Here is a 22,887-nt window from a genome sequence, read left to right on the forward strand (position 1 = left end):
CAAACAACCCGTTAAAGTGAGGAATTGAATACAACAAGTTATAAAATGCACAACAAATAGTCACGCTTAAGCGCTTCTGTTATAATAAATTAGCAAAGCATTGCGGCGGCCCCTTAGCAGCTGCCGCAGCGCACGGGGTACAACGCTTATTTATTTAAAACAAAACTGTTATGAAACAACGCTTACACCTGGCCGCACGGCCGCCTGCCGCCGGCATCCGTAACACTCCCCATCGATGGAAATTGCAGAAAAACTTGTGTCAAACAAAACAGTGTCAGCATTGCGATGACACAAAACGGGTTGACACAAAATTGTGTCCACCAAAATAGTGTCAGCAAAAAAATGACACGCCGGGGGCGCACACAGATCATCTTTTAAAACAACAACAAGCACCCTTAAAAAACACAACCCATGAAGTTATTGAGGATCCAGTTACAGCTAAGTCAGCGGGAGCTGGCAACGCTTATAAATGTATCGCGCAGCACCATTACCATGTACGAAAAAGGCTGGCGCAACCTGCCTTCTGAAGCTATGATAAAGCTCCTCCAGCTGGAGGCCCTGCACCAGCAGCTGCTATTAAAAAAAGCGTTATCCAGCCGGCAATTGCAAACCTTTTTGCAACCCCGCATGCAAAAGGTAGAAAAAGCGCTGAACGCGCATGCACAGCGGGCTGCGGCCGATGCAACAAGGGTAGCTTATAAGCTAACCCAAATGCAGGAGCATTATGCACAGCTGCACCAAAAGCTGGCCTTTATACACCACCTTATGGAGGCGGCAACGCCCGGCAGCAGGCAACTGAGCCGCCTGCAGGATATGGAGGAGAACGTGCTGGAAGCCATGAGCAGTTGCAGCCCAGACAGGCAGCTGCTGGTGCAGTATAAATTATCCCTCCTAAAAGCCCGGCAGCAGGCTGCCCTGCGCATAAAGGATGCCGCCCGGCAGGGCGGGGCGGATGTTAAACTATATTAAATACAACGCAGGGCTATTGCGCCGGTGTAAAGGGCGGGGTAGGTTTGGGTATTCATTCACCCTTTAAATGTAGAGAAAATGGCTAATTATTCATTTGATCAGCTCCTCACTGCTGCCGACTTTGATGCGGTACTCAGCATTGCCCGTAAGGAACAAAGGACCTCGACTGGCGAAAACTTTCCCTGGAGCGCCAAAAACAACAGTATGCGGAAAACGCCGTGGAGATCAGCACCGAGCTGGCGGCCAAGCAGGCAGAGCTGGCCGCGCTGGACGGTATTATTGCCGGCCTGCCGGAGGGCGACCTTAAGAAGGAGCACGAAAAAAGACGGCGGCGTACGGAGTACAGCATTTCCCTGCTTACGGACCGTAAAACCAACTACGGCGCCGTAGCCCTGCTGGAAAAGGAGTACGACCTGGAGCGGGTGCTGCGGGAGCTGGAGGAAACGGCTGCGTTTATTACCGAGCTGCAAAACCGCCGGCCTGGCGAGCTTTAGCCAGGCACAAGGGCCGCCCACGGGGGCGGCTTTTTTTATGCCGCTTTAAAAGGCCAGGGCCATTGGCGGGGCAGTGGTTTTCTTTTTTTGGGCGTGCCCCCGGCCTGCCCAAGCATCCCGATAGCTATCGGGACCCACACACGGGCCAGGGTCGGGCTATGCAGGGGTGCCGTGCTGCGCACCGGCCCCGCCGCGGCGGGGCCGCCCTTTCTATCCCTCACGCGGGCATCCGATCAGTAAACCCAGTTAAGAGATAAAGAAGCGTAATCCTCTAATCTTTAGGTTTGTGTTTGTGAGGTTTTAGTGGTGGATATTGAGGCTTCTTTTCAGGAGTAACCCTTCTCCTTTTATCTAACTCCCCGTTATCTTTTTTTGGTTTTGGCCCAGGTTTAATAGCTTCATTTTTTTTCATACTAAATTGTTTTAATCAAGATATTTAATACTACAAGTATAGTAAACTGCCAGGTTATATATTTACGGTTTTCCGTAATGGCGTAAGTTTAGTTTCAGCAGTAAACGGTACAGACTAAGACTACCTATAATAACTAGTAAAGAGAAAATGCTGTATAAAGAAATATAAGCTTTAAGTATAAATTGAGCAGTTAAGTAAAGATCGTATCGCTTGCTTAATTTATCCCACAGTGGATGAGACTTTTTACAAAAGATTGGAATTTTTACCTAGCTTTCAATTATATTTACAATTAGATATATTTGCATAATGTGCAGATTAATTTACACAATATGAAGATCAATCGCCTCAAAAGTGTTTTGGCAGAACACTCTAAAACCAATAAATGGTTAGCCGAACAGTTAAGTAAAAACGAAACCACTGTTTCACGCTGGTGCACCAATGAAGTGCAACCATCTGTAGAAACACTGGCTACAATAGCCAAGCTGCTAAAAATAGATGTAAGAGAATTATTAAATCCAACGAAGTAGAAAGAAGAATGATAACAAAACAAGCACTAGGCAGCACGCTTTTTGGGATGGCTGACATTTTAAGAGATAAAGTCGAAGATTACAAAGCCTATATTTTATCACTGTTATTTTTTAAGCGACTTTCAGATAATTAAGAATGGGAATCGGAAAATGGTATAAAAGAGTTTGTTGAAGAACATAAAAGACAGCCAACAGAGAAGGAGAAAAATAAAATTTTAGAAAAAAAGCACGATTTTAAAATTCCTGAAGGCTGTTTCTGGAAAGATGTTCGGAATGCTTCTATTGATAAAAAGAACGAGGCTTTACATAAAGCAGTAAACGGTATTGCAGAAGCTAATGTAGATAAAGACGGAAAGTTCTTCCTTAAAGGAGTTATTAATACCGTACGTTGGAACGAACCAGCTCCGGACGGATCGGGAGGAAAGAAACTCGACCCGCAAGTATTACATTTGTTGGTGAGCTATCTGGATGCCGTAGACTTAAGCAATAAAAATGCTTCGGTAGATGTATTGGGAGATGCTTATGAATACCTGATCAAACGTTTTGCAGATGAAAATAAAGGTGGTACCACTGCCGGCCAATTTTATACCCCACAGGAAGTAGTGGATATTATTGTTCGTTATCTAAAACCTCAGAAAAATGATACCATCTATGATCCCACATGTGGTTCAGGTGGTTTTCTGATTAATGCCGCTAAATATTGTAAAACCAATTATGGTACACAAAAAGCGGTTCGTTTATTTGGTCAGGAAGATGTATGGAATACCTGGGCGATTGCCAATATCAATATGATCTTGCATGGATTAGATGCGAGAATTGAAAAAGGCGATACGCTCAAAGATCCCAAATTTGTGGATGAAGAAAATGAATTACTGATTCGGAAGTTCCATAAAGTAATGGCTAATTTCCCTTTCTCCCAGGAAAACTGGTGGAAAAATGGTGAACCTAAAAAAGATGCGAAAGGGAAAGCGGTCAACAAAAAAGACGGTTCACCACAATTAGAATATCCGGGTAAAGAAAAATTCAATGATCCGTATGAACGATTTGAATACGGATTGCCACCATTTTCTAATGGGGACTTCGCCTTTTTACAGCATATCGTAGCCTCGCTCAACGAAAACGGTAAAGCAGGGGTAGTTTGTCCGCAGGGCGTTTTGTTCAGAGGACAACCGGAAAAAACGGAAGAGGAAGATGGGCAAAATCGAAAAGCAGATGATGAATATTTGATTCGCAGAGGATTCTTGCAAGGCGCAGTTGACATCAATGGCGAATTTACACAAATGAAAAACATTGTAGACGCCATTGTCGTATTACCCGGTAACCTGTTTTACGGAACCACTATTCCCGGTGCAATCTTTTTTGTAGATAAAAATAAGCCCGAAGACCGCAAGGATAAGGTCTTAATGGTATATGCTGCCAAAGAAGGCTGGTATAAGGAAGAACCTAATATGAACGTCTTGTTGCCACATGATATACTGCGCATTTCTACTATACTGGAAAGCTGGGGTGATTTAGAAATTGCTAAAGAACACATCGCCCTGCAAAAGACCCGTTTGTGGGGGATGATACAAGAAGATCTGGGCTTTAAGATTTCTGAAATAGAAGAAGATTACCAGGATGATATTGAATTATTAACTACAAAAGTAGAAAAAGCAAAAGACGCCATACTGCAAAAAGAAAACGAGGGGAAAGCTATTACAAAAAACCAATTAAAAACTTTGGAAACAGCCAATGCTGCATTAGAAAAAGTGTTGAAACAAAAAGCAGATAAATTGCTGGCGGCTCACGAGCAAGCAGCAAAAGAACGCAAAGCCATTGACGATGTGGAAGTGGAATTATTAACCATACTGCAAGATGCTGAACTGCGTAAGCGTTATTTTTCCGTGGTGGATATGGACGAGCTGGAAGAAAATGAGTTTAACCTCAATATTCCCCGTTACGTAGATACATTTGAACCCGAAGAAGAAATAAACCTTACTGAAGCAATTGCAGAATTTAATAATGTAATTGGTAAAGAAAACCAATTGGACAAAACCATTGCTGAACTTTTAAAATTGATAAAGTGATGGAAATAAAAATTTCAAGGTTGGGTAAGATCAACAAAGCTTATGACACGTTTGCTTTAAAAGAAGCATTGGTAAAAAATGATGCGGGTGATTGGGGAAGTGAGCCAGATGAAAATGCTTTGGGAATTATCAGAAGTACAAATTTCACAAATGAAGGCAAAATTAAACTTGATGATATTGCATATAGAACATTAAAACCAACAAAAGTTATTGAAAAAACAATATATACGAATGATATTCTTATAGAAAGAAGTGGAGGCAGTGATTCTCAACCAGTCGGGCGAGTATTGTTTGTTGATGATTTTATAGGAAAAGGAGGTTATGCTTTTGCAAATTTTATTCAAAGAATAGCAGTTAAAAATAATTTTGAATCCAAGTATATTTTTTACTGTCTCCAGCAAATGTATGAAGTTGGGATCACGGCAAGTATGCAAAATCAAACTACGGGGATTAGAAATTTAGACTGGAAACTATATACAAAAACAATTTTACCTAAACCACCTAAGCCCGAACAAACCGCCATTGCAACTATTTTATCCAAAGTGGATGAAGCCATAGAAGCAACGGCCCAAAGTATCAAAGCCGCCGAAAAACTCAAAAAAGCTCTGATGCAAAACCTGCTTTCCGGCAAACTCAAACCGGATGGTACCTGGCGTAAAGCAAATGAGTTTTATGAAGATGAAAAATTTGGAAAAGTTCCAAAAGGTTGGGAAGTGGAAGAAATTGGAAATGTATTAAAAAGAAAAACAGAAACAATTGATCCAACTAAAACAAAGGTAGTATTTGATTATGTAGGGTTAGAGCACATAATATCAGGTAGATTTACAAGAGAGGGTAATGGCTTCTCTAATGAGACATCATCACTTAAAGTATGTTTTAATAAAGGTGATGTTTTATTAGGAAAATTACGTCCGTACTTAAATAAAGTATGGGTCGCTGACATCTCTGGTGTTGGATCTACTGAGTTTTTAGTTTTTGAAAAAAGTGATTCAGTTCTCTGGGGATATTTCAATTTTCAAATGAAACGTTTTTTAAATTTCACACAATCCGTTACAGCAGGAACTCAACATCCCAGAGCTAGCTGGAAAGACATAAAACGTTACTTGATTTTAATTCCATCAAATAAATTAGAATTAATTAGCATAATAAATAAAATATTAGTTGTAGATAAGAGGATTCAAAAAAAACAAGCCAAAATCAAAACCTTGGAGCGTCTAAAAAAATCATTAATGCAACAATTGCTGACCGGTAAAAAACGCTTGTCAGAAGAAACTATAGCACATATCAACCAAACCCTATAACCAAAAGCGTATGGGAAACTTATCTGAATTTCATGGTGTTGAAAAACCGGTCATTGCTTGGCTGGGCAAAATGGGCTGGAAAATCCAAACCAATGGAGAGCTTAAAGCCTATAACCGTCCTTTTTCCAATCCCGTATTGGAACAATTGCTGATTGAGAAAACCCGGCAAATAAATAAAATAGATCTGGATATCGCCAAAAGGGCTGTCGAGTTACTGTTGCAAAATCTCAATCATCCTTCGTCCATACTAGGAAATGAGCAGTTTTTGGATAAGCTGGTTTCAGGCGTTACCCTCTCCATAAAAGAGGATGATATTGATGTGTTTTTTATTGATTTCGATAATATCTGGGAAAACGATTTTATTGTCACTAACCAATATTGGGTGCAAGGTTTTAAAATGGTAAAAACCGACATTGTATTATTGGTGAACGGTGTTCCTTTAGTGCCTATAGAAGCCAAGCAAAGAGCCCGTAAAGGAACCAACTGGCTGGAAGGGGTAAAACAGTTTTCTACCTATGCGCAACGAGCGGATAAGCTATTTATGTGTCATGCTTTTGGAGTAGCCTGTAATGGCCGCATTGCCAAATACGGTATTCCGGGAGCTTCTTCTTCCTATTTCAACGAATGGAAGAGTACCATTATTGATACTTCTGCAGATAATCCTATACTGCATCCGCAAAATGATCTGTGTCTTAACCACTTCGATGAAAAAGAGCAGCTTTGGCATTTTGATGTAGAACGGTTGCCCAATGGTGAAGTGTTGGAAAAAATGAAACTCGGCATTGTAGGGTTGTTGCAACCAGCACGTGTTTTGGATATATTGAAGAACTTCCTGGTATTTGAAAGAACAGAAAATAAAATCATCAAAAAAGTAGCTCGTTATCAGCAATTACGTGCAGCTAATAAAATAGCTGAACGGGTTATTAATTCAGATCTCAACCAGGGCGTCATCTGGCATACGCAGGGATCGGGTAAGAGTTTGACCATGTTGTACACGGCGTACAAACTATTACATGCGCAACAACTTAATGATCCAACAATCTATATTGTAGTAGATAGAAAAGATTTACGGGAACAAATTGGGGGTACTTTTGATGATTGTGAATTTCCAAATGCCCGCGAGATTAATAATATTGGCGATCTAAAATATATTATTGACAAAGCGCCATCAGGTGTATTTATTACCACTATTCAAAAATTCAGAGAACTGGGCGATCGTCAGGATTTGAGAGATAATATTATTATCCTGATTGATGAAGCACACCGTACACAGTATGGCGATTTTCAAATGGAACTGCAAGCCGTTTTACCTAATGCAAAACGTTTTGCTTTTACAGGAACACCCATTCCTAAAACGCATCAGGAATTTGGCATCGTAAAACAAAAAGGCGACCATGAATATTATTTAGATCGGTACAGCATTCAGGATGCAATAGATGATGGTGCTACCATGCCCATCCGTTATACTTTCGGTCCGCAGGAATGGTTTTTGGATAAAGACAAATTAAAACAGGGTTACGAAGAAATAACCGCAGAGCTGACCGAAGATGAAAAACATCTGGTAGAAAAACGGGTACAACCCTGGAAAGTATTTTTAAAACATCCCGAGCGTATTACCACATTAGCCCGGGATATTGCTGCTGACTACAGGGAAATGGTAGAACCGCAAGGTTATAAAGCCCAGATTGTAGCTTGCGATAAAGAAGCCTGTGTTTTATATTACAATGAACTATTGAACTACTTTGACCGCTCCGAAATAGCCATCATTTTTTCGACCGGAACCTACGATGAAGGAGAAAAATACGCGTTATTTAAAGACCATTATCGTGAAGATAAAGACCGGAAAAAGCTCATTCGTCAATTCAAAAAAAGAATAACGGAAGAGGAATTAAAACTGGGCAACAATTTGAAAGTACTGATTGTCTGCAATATGCTATTGACAGGCTTTGACGCACCCATTGAGCAAACCATGTACCTGGATAGTCCACTTCGTGATCATAATCTTTTACAGGCAGTAGCACGTACCAATCGTCCTTATGATGACAAAGAAAGCAAGTTGTCAAAAGAATTTGGGCGCATTGTAGATTATGTAGGTGTCTTCAAAAATTATAAAGAAGCTCTGAATTACGATCCGGAAGATATTGGTGAATTTGAAGACGTGGAAAGTTTAGTACAAACATTTCCTAAAGTATTAGACGCAGCTTTTAAGCCCTTTGAAAATATTAAGTTGGAAGATACCTATGATTGTGCCATGGCAATAGTAAGAAAACTTTCAGAACTTGATCAGGGAAAATTTGAAAACAATTACCGGGAAGTATTGCAATTATGGGAATCTAGCTCACCCAATCCCGCATTAAGACCGCATAAAACAAAATATTTGTGGTTGAATGAAATTTATGAAATCTACTTAGAAGAATTTAAACGATTGGATTTTGATGCAGAAATCCATGCCGCAAAGACAAGAAAACTGATTCAGGAAAACAGTAAGCTCATCAACTTCAAAGGCCATCTTCCTGAAATCAATATAGATTCCAACTATCTGGATAAGCTCAAAGAAACAAAGCTTACACCATCTGATAAAGCGGAGAAAATTATTCGTGACATTGAGACCGTCATTCGTCAGAACGAAGTGAACAGTGCTATCTATGTTGAATTTCAAAACCGCCTGGATGATCTGATACGTCAAAAACAGGAAGAAAGCAAAGCCATAGAAGAAATTCTACTACAATTAGGTGTATTATATTCGGAGTTGGATGATGTAGCTTCATTGCCACAAAGAATGGGCTTCCCGGGAAAAGGCAGTTTTGAAATATTTACCTTGATTAAAAACGAAAGCAAGAACAATTTTGAAGAAGACCGGGTAAAAGAGTTTGCTTTAGAAGCTACGGAGAAAATTAAAGCAAAAATATATATCGGCTGGCAAGACGTACCCAGAGAGTATGAACGCATACAGACAGATATAGAGCTTTTAACAGTGCATCCTAAATATGAATCGCTGAAAATAGACGATAATCAGGAATTGCTGGATAGGATTATGAAATCTGTACTCAAAAATTTCAGTTTGGAATAATGCAGCTACCTGATAACTATATATTGATTGAGAAAGCGGTGAAGCATGCCCGTGTACAAGTGAATGAAAATAAATTGGTCAGAATTATTGTGCCACCATCATTCACCAAGGAAGATATTGTAGCATTAATTGAGAAAAAACAAAAGTGGATAGATAAGCATTTGCGCTTTTTTAGTCAAATGTCAAAAATAGAATTGCAACGCAATCAGCTACTATTATATGGTAATCGATATGCTTATTTTTACGACACAACCTTTGAGCAAAAAGTAATTATCAATCATGAGCATAAAACAATTCAGGCAAAAAGAAATCTTTTAGACATTCCTACACAAGAAAAATGGTTAAAAGGGGTTGCAAAAAAACATTTGACCCAAAGAATTGATGAACTTTCCCATAAATTTGGTTTACAGTACAATAAATTTTATATACGAAATCAAAAAAAGAAATGGGGAAACTGTTCCGGAGAAAAAAATATTTCATTGAATTGGCGATTGATAAAAGCACCGTTATTTGTAATTGATTACCTGATTGTACATGAATTAGTTCATATATTAGTGATGAACCATACCCATAAATTTTGGACCTTATTAAAATCTTATTATCCTGATTATCGTGATGCCATTAACTGGCTGGATAAATATGGGAATAGCTTATAGTATGAATAGTAATATTAATTTACTCAATATGCATGTTTTCGGAAAAACCATACGATTATTTTTAGTAGATGGCACGGCTAACGGGTTGACCACAGCCGAACTGAGCAACTGGACGGGTATAGGTATCAAAGTGCCACGTATTAAAATTAAGGAATACAGCAACCGACCTGAGTTTCAAAAACCCGGTGTCTATATTTTGATCGGTAAAGGTGAAAATAATGAAGATGCTGCCTATATAGGTGAAGCAGAAATAATAGCAGAACGTTTATCGGATCATATTAAAAATAAAGATTTCTGGAATGAAGTCATCTTCTTTGGCAGTAAAGATAAATATCTGAACAAAGCCAGTGTAAAATACTTGGAGAACAGATTGTATGACCTGGCATTGAAAGCAGGTCGCTTTTTTATTAATCAAAATATACCTACTCGTTCAGAATTATCTGAGGCAGAACAAGCGGAACTTGAAGAGTTTTTAGCGAATATTAAAGTACTGACAGCAACTTTAGGACATCGTATATTCGAAGCATTGGAAGAAACGGTAGATCATAAAGAAAGCCGACAACAAATTTTCTTCTGCAAAAACGGAGCCGGAGCTAATAGTAAAGGAAGCCCATCTACAGAAGGGTTTATCGTATATAAAGACTCTCTTTTAATGATAACAGAACAGCCATCACTTGCAGATGGTATCCGAATTGAAAGACAACAAATGCTATCTGAAGGAACACTAATCATAGAGGGCGATTTTTACAAACTCACCAAAGATTACGTGTTCACATCCTCTTCCAGAGCTGCCGGAGCCACATTGGCAAGATCGGCCAGTGGCCCATTAGAATGGAAAACTACCGATGGTGTTCAGTTAAAGCATTATGAATTGTAAGTAATAGAATTTCAAAAGTAGTTTACTAATATCTATACAGTTGAAGTTATGAACGAAACATTAATCACAAATGGTGTCACCATAGCTATTGCATTACTGGCAGGCTTAATTGCGCTACATCAGGTAAAGCTGAATGTAATGGCTAGTGCAAGAGTAAAATGGATTGATGACCTAAGAGAAATTTTGAGCTTGTATTCTTCAGAATTAGAAAATTGTTCAAAACTAAAACTTGATTTTATTGATGAATTAAACAACCCAAACGGCAAGAGCGATGAAGTTATAAACGAAAAATTTTATCAACCTTATGCTAATTCAGCTAAGGAAGTACTTAAACTGCAAAGCAAAGCATTTTTGTATTTGAGTACTAAAAAGCCTGACCACAAAGAACTGATGGAGCTATTGAGAATTAACTCCATCTTAGTACACGAGAAGCATGCAAGCCATCGTGAAGCAATACAAAAGAATATTCAAAAAATCATTTCTTTAGCGCAATCTCTTTTTGAAATTGAAATGCGCAAAGCTAAAAGGTTATTTAAAATATAGCCTCTTGCTCTACTCTTTAAACTGTCAAAAATCCCTAAAATTAAAAACGGGGTTTTCGCCGTTTTTAATTGCTGGATATGCTATATGTAGCTGGAAAAATGTTGTGAAGCCCGTATGCGTGAGGGATAGCAGCGGATACCCCGCTGAAGGTATTGTGCGGTGGGCGAGTGGCGGAGTAGCAGCGAATAGCCCGACCCCGGCCGTGTGCTTGGCCCCGCAGCGCTGGCAGGGCCGGGGGCACGCCCTTAAAAAGGTAGTGTTTAGTTCTACTATATAACTTTCACTTAAGCTACCTTTAATCTGGATAATTGCTTTTCTAGCCAAGCGATTTTGGCGGCCTTATATTTTTGACGGTATGTTTCCGCATCAATGGGGTTAAACTCTTGTTATACTCTGCTCAACATGACGAAAGAGAATGGAACGGTCACCCCGACGAAGGGTGATCTTTACAATCAAATCCTCACTGTGACAGTATATTCCCGTTAATGGAACTGGCTTTTTTTCGTCGTTCCGGCCCCGCCCGTACCGGATCAGGCAGGCACTGCGGTCGACGTGACGGTCCTTTTTTCCCCATGAGAAGATAAAAAATAGTATCGGTGAGATAAGATAACTATCACTGATCATTGAATAGGTCCAACTGGCGGTTTTGAGGTGGCCGGGCTTTACCAAAAACGGTTCTGCCTCCATACTTCCAGGAGTTCGCCCTTTCATGGGCAATGAATTCGTCAACACTTCCATCCGGTACAAAATTTTCCGCCAGCCGGTCCGCTACTTTTGAAAGCGATCGTATGGCCTGTATCTTATCCTGACGGCCCAGCCTGGATCTTTGTATCGCCTGCTGCAACGTGTCAATCGTTTCATCATAAACCCGGGTGGGCACAGGAAAGGGGTGACCATCCTTGCCGCCATGGGCAAAAGAAAAACGGGCCGGATCCTTAAACTGTGCCGGCTGCCCGTAAATGACCTCACTTACCAGGGCCAGGGACTGCAGGGTTCTGGGGCCTAAACCTTCCAGCAACAACAGCTCTTCAAAATTGCTTACGTGCTTTTCCTGTGCCAGCCATAACACAGCGCCCAGGCGCTTCAGGTCCACATCTTTTGCTTTTACGTCGTGATGCCCGGGTAGTACCAGGCGCCGGATCCGGGAGATCTCGGATAACATCTTATCCGGATTTTCTGAAGCAACCTCCAGCATCGCCGTTTTTAAAGGCTGCGCCATCTTATCGGTAAGGTTGAGGATGTGGCCCTGGTTTACCCCGTAAATGCTGGTATGCGGTTCTTCAGTAAACGATCTTACGGAAGGGGAGTGCCAGTGGTAACGGCGGGCAGTAGCACTGCTGTTGCTCATGCCTTGCTGGATAACGGTCCACTCACCTGCATTACTCACAATAAAATGATGCTGGTACAATTGAAACCCATCCTGAACGGCCGTATTATCCACCTTTGCACTTAGCTTGCTGCTCCGCACCAGGTCCTGCGCCGGCAGCCCGGTGGCGTCCGCAAACTGCAGGATCTCATTAGGGGTATTTCTGGAATTTTTGCCCTTGCCACCGCAGATGAAAATGCCAAATTCTTTGGCCAACGGGTTGATGCTCTTTCTCAAAGCGCCCATTACGGAAGTGGTAATACCGGAAGAATGCCAGTCCATACCCATTACGGCGCCCAGGCTCTGGAACCAGAAGGGATCGCTTAACTTAGACAGCAAGGCATTTTTACCCTGGCCGGCAATAATTTCTTCCACAATGGCTTTACCCAATGTAGCCATGCGCGTTGCCAGCCATGGCGGTACATGGCCATAATGTAAGGGTAAATCTGCACTGCCGGATCTTTTCATAAATTACTAACAAAATTAGTAATTTAAAGGTTGTTTATCAAAAATTGTTATGGAGGTGTATATCCGGAAAGGAAAGGGATGAATGGTATGTTTCGTTGGTAAATAACATGGTACTTATTCGGTTAGTCGGTTCCTTAAATCCATGCTTTCATGAAGGATTCTTACAATCTCAATTGCTTTGTGTTTTAATGCCCGGTAAAAAATGATGTGTTTGCCTGTTTTAAATCCGTGTATGTCTTTTGAAATTGCTTCATAGTTTTTCCCCAGCATTGGGTTTTCTGCAAGTTTCCGGCAGGCTTCGATAAGCAATTCATAATATTTATCAGCCTGATTCTCCGACCATGCTTCATAGGAATAGGAATACGCCCAAATATTCGAAAGGTCTTCAACCGCTTTATTGCTGAGCGTGTAGTAAGCCATTTTTCTTTTTGCCGGCTTTTAAACTGGCCAAATGTTTTTGAGGATTAAAATTTTTAGCCGTCCCGCTATCAATGCCCTCCCGGATGGCGTTTTTCAGTGTCTGTACTTTATTTTCCTCTTCTTCCAGCAGCCGGAGCCCGGCCCGGATCACTTCACTTGCATTTTTATAACGCCCTTCGGAGATGCTGTGCTCTACAAAATCTTCAAAATAATCCCCAAGCGATACAGAGGTATCCCGTCCCATAATATTTTACTTTTCGTAAAGTTACCAAATTTTGGTAACTTTTGAAAGATGTGGCAAACAAAGGATGCACTTCAAATTATCGTGCACTTATAAACGCAATGTCATCAATAGATTATGACAATCGAAGAACTGATTAAAATAATTGGGATATGACTTTCTTAAGTTTTTCATTTTTAAATATACCTGATTGAATTTGTTGAAGTAGCCCCAAATTGAGATAAATTGGTGCACACACTTTCACTTAATGTGCCGGTTGCCTGCATGCATCGACCGTGCTATTTGACAATTTATGCCTCTGACTCCATAGAAACCTCATGCCGCATCCATATCTCCTGCAATAATTTTTCAAAATGCTCCCTGCCCCCCGAAATATTTAAACTTAAAAATATTGTCTTTATCTCACTTTGTAATGCTGACTGTCTTTCTTTCAGTTGTTCAGTGGAAATTCCACTAAGGACCAGCCATAACACAAAAAAACGCATGGTCTTTCTTGCCGATTTTGTTTGCATTAGGATATCAAGTCGCCTGTTTCTGAATGATTCTGTTGTTTTACCTTTAAGATTATCGGTCAGGTACATCACTTTTTGTATAAAATCTTTTTCAAAATGATTTAAAGAGGAAAGAAACATCTCCTTATAATCTGCAGATTCCAATATTTCGGAAACGTGTGTTTTGTACTTTATCCGGATAACCATATGTGCATCATATTCATAAAAATCCAGCACTTCCCGTATACGGTGCATATCCAGAGTACCTGTACCTAAGGAGAGATTGAGATAACATAAAAAAGTGATCATTTCCAGGTTTTGCATCCTGTTATCTTCTTTTTTCACGTAAAGCCAGGGATTGCGCTGGTAAATGCCTTTTATGTCATGAATTAAATTACCGTCTATATAAGCGTTCCAGAACTCAAATGTGTGCTCTTTTATGGGCATAGGCTTGTGATTAAGTCTTTTATATAGCTCTTCGGGTTTAAAGCCGATATTATCTGATTCTTTGATCTCAATAATATCAAGGTTGTAATTGCGTATCTTATTTTGCAGGATAAGAGGTAATTGACTAAACTTCTTTTTATTGACTCCCTGTAATAGCGGCCGGGCCAGGTTAAGCGTAAAATTGTTTTTGCGTGTGGTTATAAATTCACCTTGCTCTCCCAGGTATTGCTGGCCCAGAAAGCCGATCAGGGCCAGCAAGCGTTGTTGCCCGTCGATAACCTCTATTACTCCGCTTGCCCGCACAAATACATAGATTGGGGTTAGCATAAAACCCAACAGGATGCTTTCTATTAATGCAGAGGCTTTAGTGACCGTCATTACTTCCATTCGCTGATAGGGAGGCTTGATGTTGAAATGCTTTCTGCCCATAAGATTAATAATATCACCTATAGTTAATGAAGTAGGAGTTGCCTGTGTTAACGGCTCGCCTTTTAATGTATGACCTAATTGTTTTTCTATGTACTGGTTGATCTGGTTGCGAAAATCAGTAGTATATTGTCTATCGGCTTTTAGATAGCTTGTAAAAGATAGTATAAGTTGAGAACTGAAGAATGTTGCCATTGAAAGATAGCTCTGGCGGATGGACTGCGCATAATTACTGCGATAATACGAATAGGTTTGTGCATTTTTGGCAATATGATTTATTAATCTGGTTTTGAAGGTCTTGTTGTTGATCCGCCCAAATGCAATGCCTTCTTTTTCGGCAACAGCTATGGCCCAGTAAATACAATCATATACAATCAAAGTATTGGTGAGATATGGGTATTCATGGCTTAGCATTTCTTTGATTTCAGTAAGAAAGTCAATGTTCCTTTTAAGCTTGGATAAAAGTTCTTTCAGGTAACCTTCCTTTTTGTCAATTATATGACAGGTATAATAATCGTAATACTTATTGATAATATCTTCCCGCTCTGCTATATATCGGTTTAAAGGTATATCCGCCAATACCAGAAGTTGCCGGAGGTGTTGCATCATTGTTTCAGTATTCTTTTTTTTGTATTGAAATACATCCTTCAGCTGGCCTTGTAGCTGTGTGTCATTTTCCAACTGCATTTTCAGGTATTTTGTAATTTCATCATGCAGATACTGCGCTTTATACACTTCTTCTTTCTTCAGAGCCGACATACCCATGTTATACCGTTTGAAGATTTCTTTTTTCAATGCTTCCTCCTCCTGATGCGTTAGGCCCTTTTCATCGTTCGGTTCGATAATAATGCATCGCAGCTTGGTAAACAAAATCCGGTTTTTTAAATCATCTTCCAATTGCGAAAATGTTTTGCCAGACAGATACCAGAGTTTATCCAGGCCCTGAGGTTTTAAGCTGAATTTGTCGTTCAGGAAACGGTCTATTGTTTCGCAACGTTGCCTGCCATCGATCGCCTCCAGGCTATCATCGCTCTTCTTATACAATATTACAGGCGGTGCATCTCCATGCCATAGGATCGTTTCTATAAAATTGGTAGCCTTTACATCGTTCCATACATATAGACGCTGGTAGGGCGGATCATATTTCAATTTGCGGTCACTTATGAACAGTGAATTGATGAGCTTAAATCTGTTGGCCATTTTAATTTTACGGAACAAATTTGCGAGTATTAAATTTTCCATATAGGGATTGTTTTTGTGCTTAGATAATTTGAGGCTTATTTGCAATTACTTGTTTTATATAGGCATGTTGCTTTTGAAGCTGAAATAGGCTCAAGTTGAGCAGATCAGCTATTTGCTGCAGGCTACAGGTTCTCTCGTAATAAAGGCTGAATATTTGGGCTTGCTGGCTATTCAGGTACACTTTATAATCAGATAGTTCGAGTTGAGGACGTCTGGCAGTTACGATGGCCGCTTTTTCCAGTCGGTATTGTATGCGTTTTAAATATGCAATACTTTTTCTTATTTCCGAAACTATATATTGGCTTGAAGTATATTGCATCTGGGCGATACGATCAGGACTAAGACCTTTTTTCCATAGATTTACTACTATTTCCATATCTCGGGGCAAACAAGTTATAGCCTGCTCCAATAGCTCCTCTCGTGTCTGCATATGTTGGTGCTGTTCTATTACGGCAGCACTATCGTATGTTTCCATCAATTGATATTCGTATGGCTCCAATGCTACAGTCTGTTGTTTTTTGAGCTTCCGGATGGCACCGTAACATAGCCATCTTATTTGTTGCCTGATATAATAAAACAAGTGTGTCGTATTATTAATATCACTTCTATGTGCCCACACATTCAGGAAAGCATCCTGAATAACAGTCCTTATTTCGAAGTCATCCGCCAGAATTTTTTTAGCATGTATAGACATTTCCTCATGCCACAGCTTCATAAAATACTGTAGTCCTTTTTCATTACCCTGCATAAAGAACAGGAAGTATTTATCGTCATCGCCTTCACTTGGCGAAGTTTGTTTACTCATGTTTTCGTTGAAAAATTTTGAATACTATGTTGGATCCTGGCCCTTTTTGGCAGGGATAATGTCATTTTCAGTCGTCATTAATTGAGATCTCTTAATCATCAATGAGATCTTGGCTTTCAATTGTTATCATAATTAATTCTTGCTATTTATTCTGAGAATTCAGCGCAGTATAGAATTTTGGGTTCGTAAACGCAGTAATACAGCAGTGCATTGCGTATCTTTTTTTGAATAAATATCAGATGGCAAAATAGCAGCCAGTATTAATATAAAAAATCGTAGTTCCCCGCTTTTTATTCCGTACTTCTACTAATAAGTTTCCAGAGTTTTTTAGACATATGAAATTTAGCATTTTCAAAATTTCAAATATCCGGAATGCTTTTATCAACCAGTTATTTAGGATGTTGTGACCAGAAAATAGATGGGCATAGAGTTATTAGTCATTAAATCGCAGTTGGAGATATCTTCAACGATGAGAACCTATTTGATGAAGATGTTTTTGAGAAAATTTGATATAGAACAAGTTGTTCTATTTTTAAATATTCAGTTTTTTGGAAAAAATATAAGGCTAAATCTTATAAGCTACTCATATATAGAACAAAAAACAGCATACTTGCTGTATTTTGTTCTAAAAAATCATTCCTGCTCTGTGCGATATAAATTACTGTACAAAGAAAACGGTACCCGCGGGTTGGCTGACAACGCCCTGGTAGCGCTTACGCTGATGATTGCCGAAAGTAAACCTGAAGAAATGAACATGATGATAAAAGTAGTGGTGAACCTGATTAACCGGAATAACTGACGTATGTTCCGGAAGTTGCAAAATTATGTCAGGACGACAGTTGACACGGCGGCAAAGGAGCAGGTTGCTGTCTTGACCGGATGCCGCTGAAAGCCGCAAGAGGCGCCTGTTACCAATAGGCAAGAGTCTTAATATGTACAAGATAAACGGCTTTTATCCTGTATTATTTATTCAGCTTCTCCAATAAAGCCACGTCTTCTTTCCAGTATTTCATCTGACGCTGATATGCTGCCTGGGTCTTCGTGATCCGCAGCGTGTGTGGCGACCCTTTTTTTATCGTTTCTGTTTTTAAATCGATCGTTACCCGGTCAATGGCATCCTCTAATGCCGCTCTTTCGCTCTGGTTTTTCCGGTAATCGAAAACCTGTTCTGTTGGTGATTCTAAAAAGGCTTTTAAGATCTGCCACACCCCGGAGTTATGAGCCCCTACGGGCAGCGGCCGGCTCCAGTTGGGTAGCGGCTGTGGTTGTTGATCGGCTCTTTGCTGCAAATAATCCCGGCTGGATTGGCGCAGTCTGTTCGCAAGTTCCGAACTGTCTTTTACACTTAGCACTAAGGGCACTAAAATCTTGTGCACATATGACCGCCGAAGATCTTTTGTAAGAATGGCAGCCATTTCCTGCATCCACTTTGCAGCAGGAGCTGCATTTTTTGTAAACCAAAACAAATAGCCGAGCGTTTGGGAGTTTACCCGGTCTGCCGTTTGATGATAGACTGATTCGAAATAGTGCGGCAGTTTATCTATCTGCGTTGCTGCAATGTTGTGCAACCGCTTATCAGCGGTCATTTCCCGTAACAAGGCAACCAATTGTTCCAGTAAAGGAAGGGTGATGGTTTCCGTAAGCTTTTCAAAAAATTGGGTCGTTATACCAGGAGATAAGCTGCTCAAAACAATTACCCATTTCGCTGCGTCGATCTTTACAAAATACGATTGCAGGAGCGTGGTATTTAATTGCAGCAGTAAGTCTTTATCGTTCCTGTTGATCAGCCAGTCTGCGATGGCATTATAATTTGCTTCTTTTTCAGTCCGGTGGTTACTGTTTAGTCCTGTTGATAGCATAAACTCCATCATGGTAGCTTCAGCGTCTGAAATCTGTTTCGTAGGGGTGAAATAACTGATCCAGTTCAACTGGCTCGTTGCGCTTTGTGTCAGCAGCAGGCGGGCATTTACATCAGGTGACCAGATCATTACTGCGCCATAATGGTACCAATGCATCAGGTCCGGACCATAATTACCCATATACCCGGTTGATTCTTTTATGATGGGTTCCCCCTTATCCAATGCAAACGATGTGATCAGCTCATCTTCTTCAAAGGGTACCTCATCCGGCACCGGCACATCACTTTTAGCCCAATGCTCAATATGAAGCGATTCGTCATATACTTCCTCCATCACGGCATCACTATCGTCTGTTTCCTCGTTGTAGTCTTAATAACCACTATAAGCCGGAGCGCCCGAAAGATAGGAGGTTACCAGGCACAACCTGGCATAGTAGCCTGCTTTTTGAGCAGCCAGCAGCAAGGCTTCTGCTTTAGCACGATCGTTGAGCTTGAGGGCGTCATAAGAAAAGTTTCCGGGGGTATATTGGTGCCCTGGTAAAACAATAGCCGGCCGGGCAGCTTCCTGTGCCTGGTGAGCAATCAATAGTTCTGCCAATTGGGCGGCATGTGTTTGTATGGATTGCAGCGCTATTTTTTTGCCTGCTTTCTCCTGTACAAGATTATATACCAAACAGACCCTGTAGCCGGTGCTAAGCGGCTTTACCTCATGGTCGCAATCCGCATAAAAAGCAGCATAATTGATAGCGTAAGGGTCAGTGCTTCGGGCAAAATCGGCTACCTCTGTTATCCCCTCAAAATGAATGACCAGTTCTCCACCGGTATAGGAAGAGGGAAGCCCTATGACCAGGGTACCAAACATGTCCTTTTCTTTCTCCGTGTCCTTATGAGGCAGGAAAAATCACTTTCTTTATAAATAAGTAATTTGTAAAAATGCGCCGCAATGGAATAATCTTCCAGACCCAGATCCGCTTTTACAGAGGAGAGGATCCGCTGCATCAACTTTTCCCATGCGGGATTTTTTTAAGCGATTTTAGCAGCATCTATTTCCTGTGCGCTTCTGATCTTATCGTCGTAGATGGTATGCCGGCCCTGGCCAAAAGTGCTTTCTGCGCCACCTGCATCAATGCCTGCGCCTGGATCCCGTTTACCGGGAAGGCAACTTCTCCCATATCCTCCACAGTTAACCCGGGAAAGACAAAATCGGCAGCGCCAATACTGGCAAACCGGCCGCTGCCTTTTAATTGCAGAAGCGTTTCAAGTATGTTTTGCATAGAAACAAGCATGTAAATACTGTTGCGCGATTTAGCCCATAAATCCTGAAATAACAGCACAATGACAGTCAAGGTCTTTTATGGTGCAGATGGATATTGCGGAAAGGAGCCTGGATAATAAAAACAGTCTTATTCGCTTTTGTGCATAGTGAGATGTATGATATCCGCTGCCACCACAGACAGATCATCATTCAGCTGATGTCCGCCCTTTTCCAACTCCCGGAAAACCGCGCCGGGCAGCTCTTGCCGGTAGCGGAGAAAGTGCTCAAACGGCACCACGGCATCATCCCTGCATTGATAAAAATAAAACGGGAGATCCCTGGGTAACCGTTCCGCAAAACCGTCTTTTAGCTTTAAGGGCAGTACCCAGTCCTGGTCGCCGTTCCAATAGGCAGGTGCCACCAGGAATACGCCGGCAATGCTTGTTTGAACGGTATGTTCCGAAAGGTATTTTACCAGCAGGGATGCACCGAGGGAGTGGCCTGCCAATATCAGTCCGTCCTTCGCCGCAGCAATCTGTTCACCGATCTGTCGAAGCCATTGCGGTGCAAAATCGGCTGTGGTTTCATCGGTAAGCATTTGCGGGTAATGCACCTGGTAACCGCTGCCCAGCGCAGCTTGCAGCGAGGCTGCCAGCGGGGCATCCGCTTTGTAGCCACCATTACCACCGCCCTGTATAAAAAGGACCTGTTTGCGCATATAAACTATACTCTTTGTTCAATAAATGAAGATCCGGCGAAAAACTTTAAAGGAGCTTTCCTGTGTCTTTTCCTATCTGTGTTAAGATTCTTCCTTATTAAAGATAAAACAATTTCCTGCTTATAAAGGTACTTCAAATAGTCTTGCACGGATGGGGCTCGTACGGAATACGAATCCCGGCTAAGCTTGTAAACGGAATTTTTGTGAATGCTTTTTGTGTTCACAACCCGGCTGTTCACAATTTGTGAACACGCATTTTGTAAACGGGGTTTTGGTTGACATATTTTTTGTTTACAGGGGTGCTGTTGTTCCTGTTCCGGCTGCTACCACCAGCCATCAGCTCCGTTACCCGGCATAACGATAAGTGGGATGGATCAACACGGGCAGCATGATTCCCGGAGCTTCAGGGATGCTGTGTCTTTCTGCGGGGGGTGCGCTGCTTAAGAGGATTGTTGTATTTTTTTGTAAGTGTATCCGGCCGGGAGTTTGGCCAGGCATTGGGCATTTTTTCCGGAGGAGCCATATTCCTTCCGCTATTGGGCATTTGCCGGGTCGTTTTGCCGGGCAGCAGTACCGGCATATGATCCAGTTTTGCCCTGGCTGCATAAAATTTATCGTTCAGCTTTATAATGTTTGAAGTATCAACTACATCCGGATTTGGCCCGGTATAGGCAGAAGGGTATTTTGGCACTGCCGGCGCAGCACCCGGCTGGGCAAAAGATGCCCCGGCGCTCAATAGTATCAAAATGACAGGAACCAGCTTTTTCATACGCATTTTATTGCAGGATGCAATAAAGCGGATGATTACATAAAACCATTAAATTTTTTGGTATTGCGGAATAAAAGGGGCTGACCAAAAAGGTTTCCTGATTATCTATATTCGTCAGGCTGTCAATGGCAAGCTTTTATTTAACTGATGATCAATCAATTAAAAGATCTTCTTTTTGCAATTACTGTGTCGAAAATCCTGCAAGGAGGAGAAGGTAAAGATCTGGCGTAAGTAACTATTGACAGTTCATGTTGATACACCTTCATGACGATTGAAGAGAACTGAGGCTGTATCAAAAGTCATTTCAGAACGTAATGTCGTTCTGAACCAGGTTCAGAATCTATGGAGAATCATAGTTCATTTAGATGCTGAAATAAATTCAGCAAGACAATAGTGAACTTTTGATACAGCCCCTTACTTTTGGCCACCCCCTGTAAAAAATTTAGGTTATTCAGCCCTGCGGTCAGTGTTGTTATCCCTTCAGCTGCTTTACAGCTTCCGTGAACTTTGGTACCACTTCAAAAAGATCACCAACAATTCCATAGTCGGCGGCTTTAAAGAAGGGGGCATCCGGGTCTTTATTGATCACAACGATCACTTTGCTGCGGTTTACACCCGCCAGGTGCTGTATGGCCCCGGAAATTCCCACGGCTACATAAAGATTAGGCGCAATTGTACCCCCGGTTTGCCCTACGTGCTCATTATGCGGGCGCCAGTGCGCATCTGCCACAGGGCGGCTACAGGCCAGCGCCGCATCCAGCGCTTTTGCAAGGTCTTCCAGTATGCCCCAGTTCTCCGGGCCCTTCATACCCCGGCCACCACTTACCACGCGCTCTGCCTCGGCCAAAGGCACATCCGTTTTTTGCTTTTGCACGCTGGTCACCTTTATTTTTGGCGCATCAACGGTTACTGTTGCGGGAACAACCTCCGCGGTTCCTTCGCCGGCTTCAATGGAAAAGGAATTGGGATTAAGGCTGATGATCTTTACGGGAGTGGTGATCTTTATATTTGCAAATGCCTTTCCTGAAAAAACAGATTTCTTTACTATAAAATCGCCGCTGGTTTCCGGCAGCGCCGTAGCACCGGAGGCCAGACCGGCTTTTAAACGAACGGACAACCGGGGCGCCAATGCTTTACCGTCTGTATTATTAGAGAATACCACAACGGTTGCACCTGCCTGTTCAACTACCTGGGCCAGTGCTTTTGTATATACCTGCGCGTCAAAATGTGCCAGCGCCCCGTTGCTTACCTGATACACTTTTTTAATGCCATATTTGCCAAGAGCGGCCAGGTCTTCCTTTGCCGGTGCCAATGCTACACCCTCAGCATCTGTACCTAATTGCTGCGCTAATTTGGAACCGTAGGTTAAGACCTCCAGCGAAGTTTTTTTAACCTGGCCTTCCTCATTTATATCGATAAATATTAAAACAGACATAATAATTTTATTGTTTATGGTTTAAGGCTTG

The 22,887-nt window shown here is 41.5% G+C and carries 24 protein-coding genes; 11 read left to right on the forward strand and 13 right to left on the reverse strand.

Annotation, left to right across the window (positions count from 1 at the left end; genetic code table 11):
• Positions 1-411: 411 nt before the first annotated feature.
• Positions 412-969 carry a helix-turn-helix domain-containing protein gene (locus A8C56_RS08340; RefSeq protein WP_067754422.1) on the forward strand — a complete coding sequence of 186 codons (558 nt, stop codon included), beginning with the start codon at positions 412-414 and terminating at the stop codon, positions 967-969.
• Between the two features lie 218 nt (positions 970-1,187).
• A complete protein-coding gene (locus A8C56_RS08345; RefSeq protein WP_067754426.1) occupies positions 1,188-1,463 on the forward strand; it encodes a hypothetical protein in 276 nt (91 codons plus the stop codon).
• Between the two features lie 35 nt (positions 1,464-1,498).
• Here A8C56_RS08345 and A8C56_RS08350 read toward each other — a convergent pair whose 3' ends face one another.
• Both A8C56_RS08350 and A8C56_RS24660 read right to left on the reverse strand, forming a co-directional pair.
• Entirely contained in the window at positions 1,499-1,684 is a 186-nt protein-coding gene (locus A8C56_RS08350; protein WP_067754428.1) for a hypothetical protein, read from the reverse strand.
• 50 nt (positions 1,685-1,734) lie between these two features.
• Positions 1,735-1,875 (reverse strand): hypothetical protein, encoded by a 141-nt coding sequence (locus A8C56_RS24660; RefSeq protein WP_169818757.1) that lies wholly within the window; start codon positions 1,873-1,875, stop codon positions 1,735-1,737.
• Positions 1,876-2,231: 356 nt separating this feature from the next.
• On the opposite strand from A8C56_RS24660, the gene A8C56_RS08355 reads away from it, so the two are divergent.
• From A8C56_RS08355 to A8C56_RS08385, 8 genes are all read left to right on the forward strand, one after another.
• A complete protein-coding gene (locus A8C56_RS08355) occupies positions 2,232-2,402 on the forward strand; it encodes a helix-turn-helix transcriptional regulator (RefSeq protein ID WP_218917268.1) in 171 nt (56 codons plus the stop codon).
• A gap of 47 nt (positions 2,403-2,449) precedes the next feature.
• The gene (locus A8C56_RS25480) at positions 2,450-2,536 is read left to right on the forward strand and encodes a type I restriction-modification system subunit M N-terminal domain-containing protein (protein WP_394330815.1); all 87 of its coding nucleotides are present in this window, start codon (positions 2,450-2,452) and stop codon (positions 2,534-2,536) included.
• 321 nt (positions 2,537-2,857) lie between these two features.
• On the forward strand, positions 2,858-4,468 hold the full coding sequence (locus tag A8C56_RS08360; RefSeq protein WP_157097920.1) for an HsdM family class I SAM-dependent methyltransferase: 1,611 nt from the start codon (positions 2,858-2,860) through the stop codon (positions 4,466-4,468).
• Entirely contained in the window at positions 4,468-5,769 is a 1,302-nt protein-coding gene (locus A8C56_RS08365; RefSeq protein WP_067754433.1) for a restriction endonuclease subunit S, read from the forward strand. The genes A8C56_RS08360 and A8C56_RS08365 overlap by 1 nt, the downstream gene beginning before the upstream one ends.
• Positions 5,770-5,779: 10 nt before the next feature.
• The gene (locus A8C56_RS08370; protein ID WP_067754436.1) at positions 5,780-8,839 is read left to right on the forward strand and encodes a type I restriction endonuclease subunit R; all 3,060 of its coding nucleotides are present in this window, start codon (positions 5,780-5,782) and stop codon (positions 8,837-8,839) included.
• On the forward strand, positions 8,839-9,495 hold the full coding sequence (locus A8C56_RS08375) for a M48 family metallopeptidase (RefSeq protein WP_067754438.1): 657 nt from the start codon (positions 8,839-8,841) through the stop codon (positions 9,493-9,495). Before A8C56_RS08370 ends, A8C56_RS08375 begins: the two co-directional genes overlap by 1 nt.
• Positions 9,479-10,372 carry a GIY-YIG nuclease family protein gene (locus tag A8C56_RS08380; protein ID WP_218917269.1) on the forward strand — a complete coding sequence of 298 codons (894 nt, stop codon included), beginning with the start codon at positions 9,479-9,481 and terminating at the stop codon, positions 10,370-10,372. Before A8C56_RS08375 ends, A8C56_RS08380 begins: the two co-directional genes overlap by 17 nt.
• A gap of 48 nt (positions 10,373-10,420) precedes the next feature.
• Positions 10,421-10,915, forward strand: coding sequence for a hypothetical protein (locus A8C56_RS08385; RefSeq protein ID WP_067754441.1), 495 nt, complete (start codon positions 10,421-10,423; stop codon positions 10,913-10,915).
• 613 nt (positions 10,916-11,528) lie between these two features.
• On the opposite strand, the gene A8C56_RS08390 is transcribed toward A8C56_RS08385, so the two are convergent.
• From A8C56_RS08390 to A8C56_RS08410, 5 genes are all read right to left on the reverse strand, one after another.
• A complete protein-coding gene (locus tag A8C56_RS08390) occupies positions 11,529-12,749 on the reverse strand; it encodes a DUF763 domain-containing protein (protein ID WP_067754444.1) in 1,221 nt (406 codons plus the stop codon).
• A 114-nt stretch (positions 12,750-12,863) separates the two neighbouring features.
• Complete coding sequence (locus A8C56_RS08395; RefSeq protein WP_067754446.1) at positions 12,864-13,169, reverse strand: type II toxin-antitoxin system RelE/ParE family toxin; 306 nt, start codon at positions 13,167-13,169, stop codon at positions 12,864-12,866.
• Complete coding sequence (locus tag A8C56_RS08400) at positions 13,144-13,413, reverse strand: type II toxin-antitoxin system ParD family antitoxin (protein ID WP_067754449.1); 270 nt, start codon at positions 13,411-13,413, stop codon at positions 13,144-13,146. The genes A8C56_RS08395 and A8C56_RS08400 overlap by 26 nt, the downstream gene beginning before the upstream one ends.
• A gap of 287 nt (positions 13,414-13,700) precedes the next feature.
• On the reverse strand, positions 13,701-16,016 hold the full coding sequence (locus A8C56_RS08405) for a DUF262 domain-containing protein (RefSeq protein ID WP_157097921.1): 2,316 nt from the start codon (positions 16,014-16,016) through the stop codon (positions 13,701-13,703).
• Between the two features lie 19 nt (positions 16,017-16,035).
• Positions 16,036-16,821, reverse strand: coding sequence for an RNA polymerase sigma factor (locus A8C56_RS08410; protein WP_067754455.1), 786 nt, complete (start codon positions 16,819-16,821; stop codon positions 16,036-16,038).
• 646 nt (positions 16,822-17,467) lie between these two features.
• Between A8C56_RS08410 and A8C56_RS24405 the strand changes: the two genes are divergently transcribed.
• Complete coding sequence (locus A8C56_RS24405; RefSeq protein WP_157097922.1) at positions 17,468-17,620, forward strand: hypothetical protein; 153 nt, start codon at positions 17,468-17,470, stop codon at positions 17,618-17,620.
• Between the two features lie 163 nt (positions 17,621-17,783).
• Here the strand turns inward: A8C56_RS24405 and A8C56_RS24085 are convergent, their stop codons facing one another.
• From A8C56_RS24085 to A8C56_RS08435, 6 genes are all read right to left on the reverse strand, one after another.
• Positions 17,784-19,013, reverse strand: coding sequence for a hypothetical protein (locus tag A8C56_RS24085; protein ID WP_084490112.1), 1,230 nt, complete (start codon positions 19,011-19,013; stop codon positions 17,784-17,786).
• Positions 19,014-19,049: 36 nt separating this feature from the next.
• Entirely contained in the window at positions 19,050-19,541 is a 492-nt protein-coding gene (locus tag A8C56_RS24090; RefSeq protein ID WP_084490115.1) for a hypothetical protein, read from the reverse strand.
• 181 nt (positions 19,542-19,722) lie between these two features.
• Positions 19,723-19,953 (reverse strand): hypothetical protein, encoded by a 231-nt coding sequence (locus tag A8C56_RS24095; protein ID WP_157097923.1) that lies wholly within the window; start codon positions 19,951-19,953, stop codon positions 19,723-19,725.
• A 129-nt stretch (positions 19,954-20,082) separates the two neighbouring features.
• Positions 20,083-20,652 carry an alpha/beta hydrolase gene (locus A8C56_RS08425; RefSeq protein WP_067754461.1) on the reverse strand — a complete coding sequence of 190 codons (570 nt, stop codon included), beginning with the start codon at positions 20,650-20,652 and terminating at the stop codon, positions 20,083-20,085.
• A 403-nt stretch (positions 20,653-21,055) separates the two neighbouring features.
• Positions 21,056-21,421: a hypothetical protein gene (locus tag A8C56_RS08430; protein WP_067754464.1), complete on the reverse strand. Its 366-nt coding sequence runs from the start codon at positions 21,419-21,421 to the stop codon at positions 21,056-21,058.
• 472 nt (positions 21,422-21,893) lie between these two features.
• On the reverse strand, positions 21,894-22,856 hold the full coding sequence (locus A8C56_RS08435) for an electron transfer flavoprotein subunit alpha/FixB family protein (protein ID WP_067754467.1): 963 nt from the start codon (positions 22,854-22,856) through the stop codon (positions 21,894-21,896).
• Positions 22,857-22,887: the final 31 nt, after the last annotated feature.

It is taken from the genome of Niabella ginsenosidivorans, assembly GCF_001654455.1.
Classification (GTDB): domain Bacteria; phylum Bacteroidota; class Bacteroidia; order Chitinophagales; family Chitinophagaceae; genus Niabella; species Niabella ginsenosidivorans.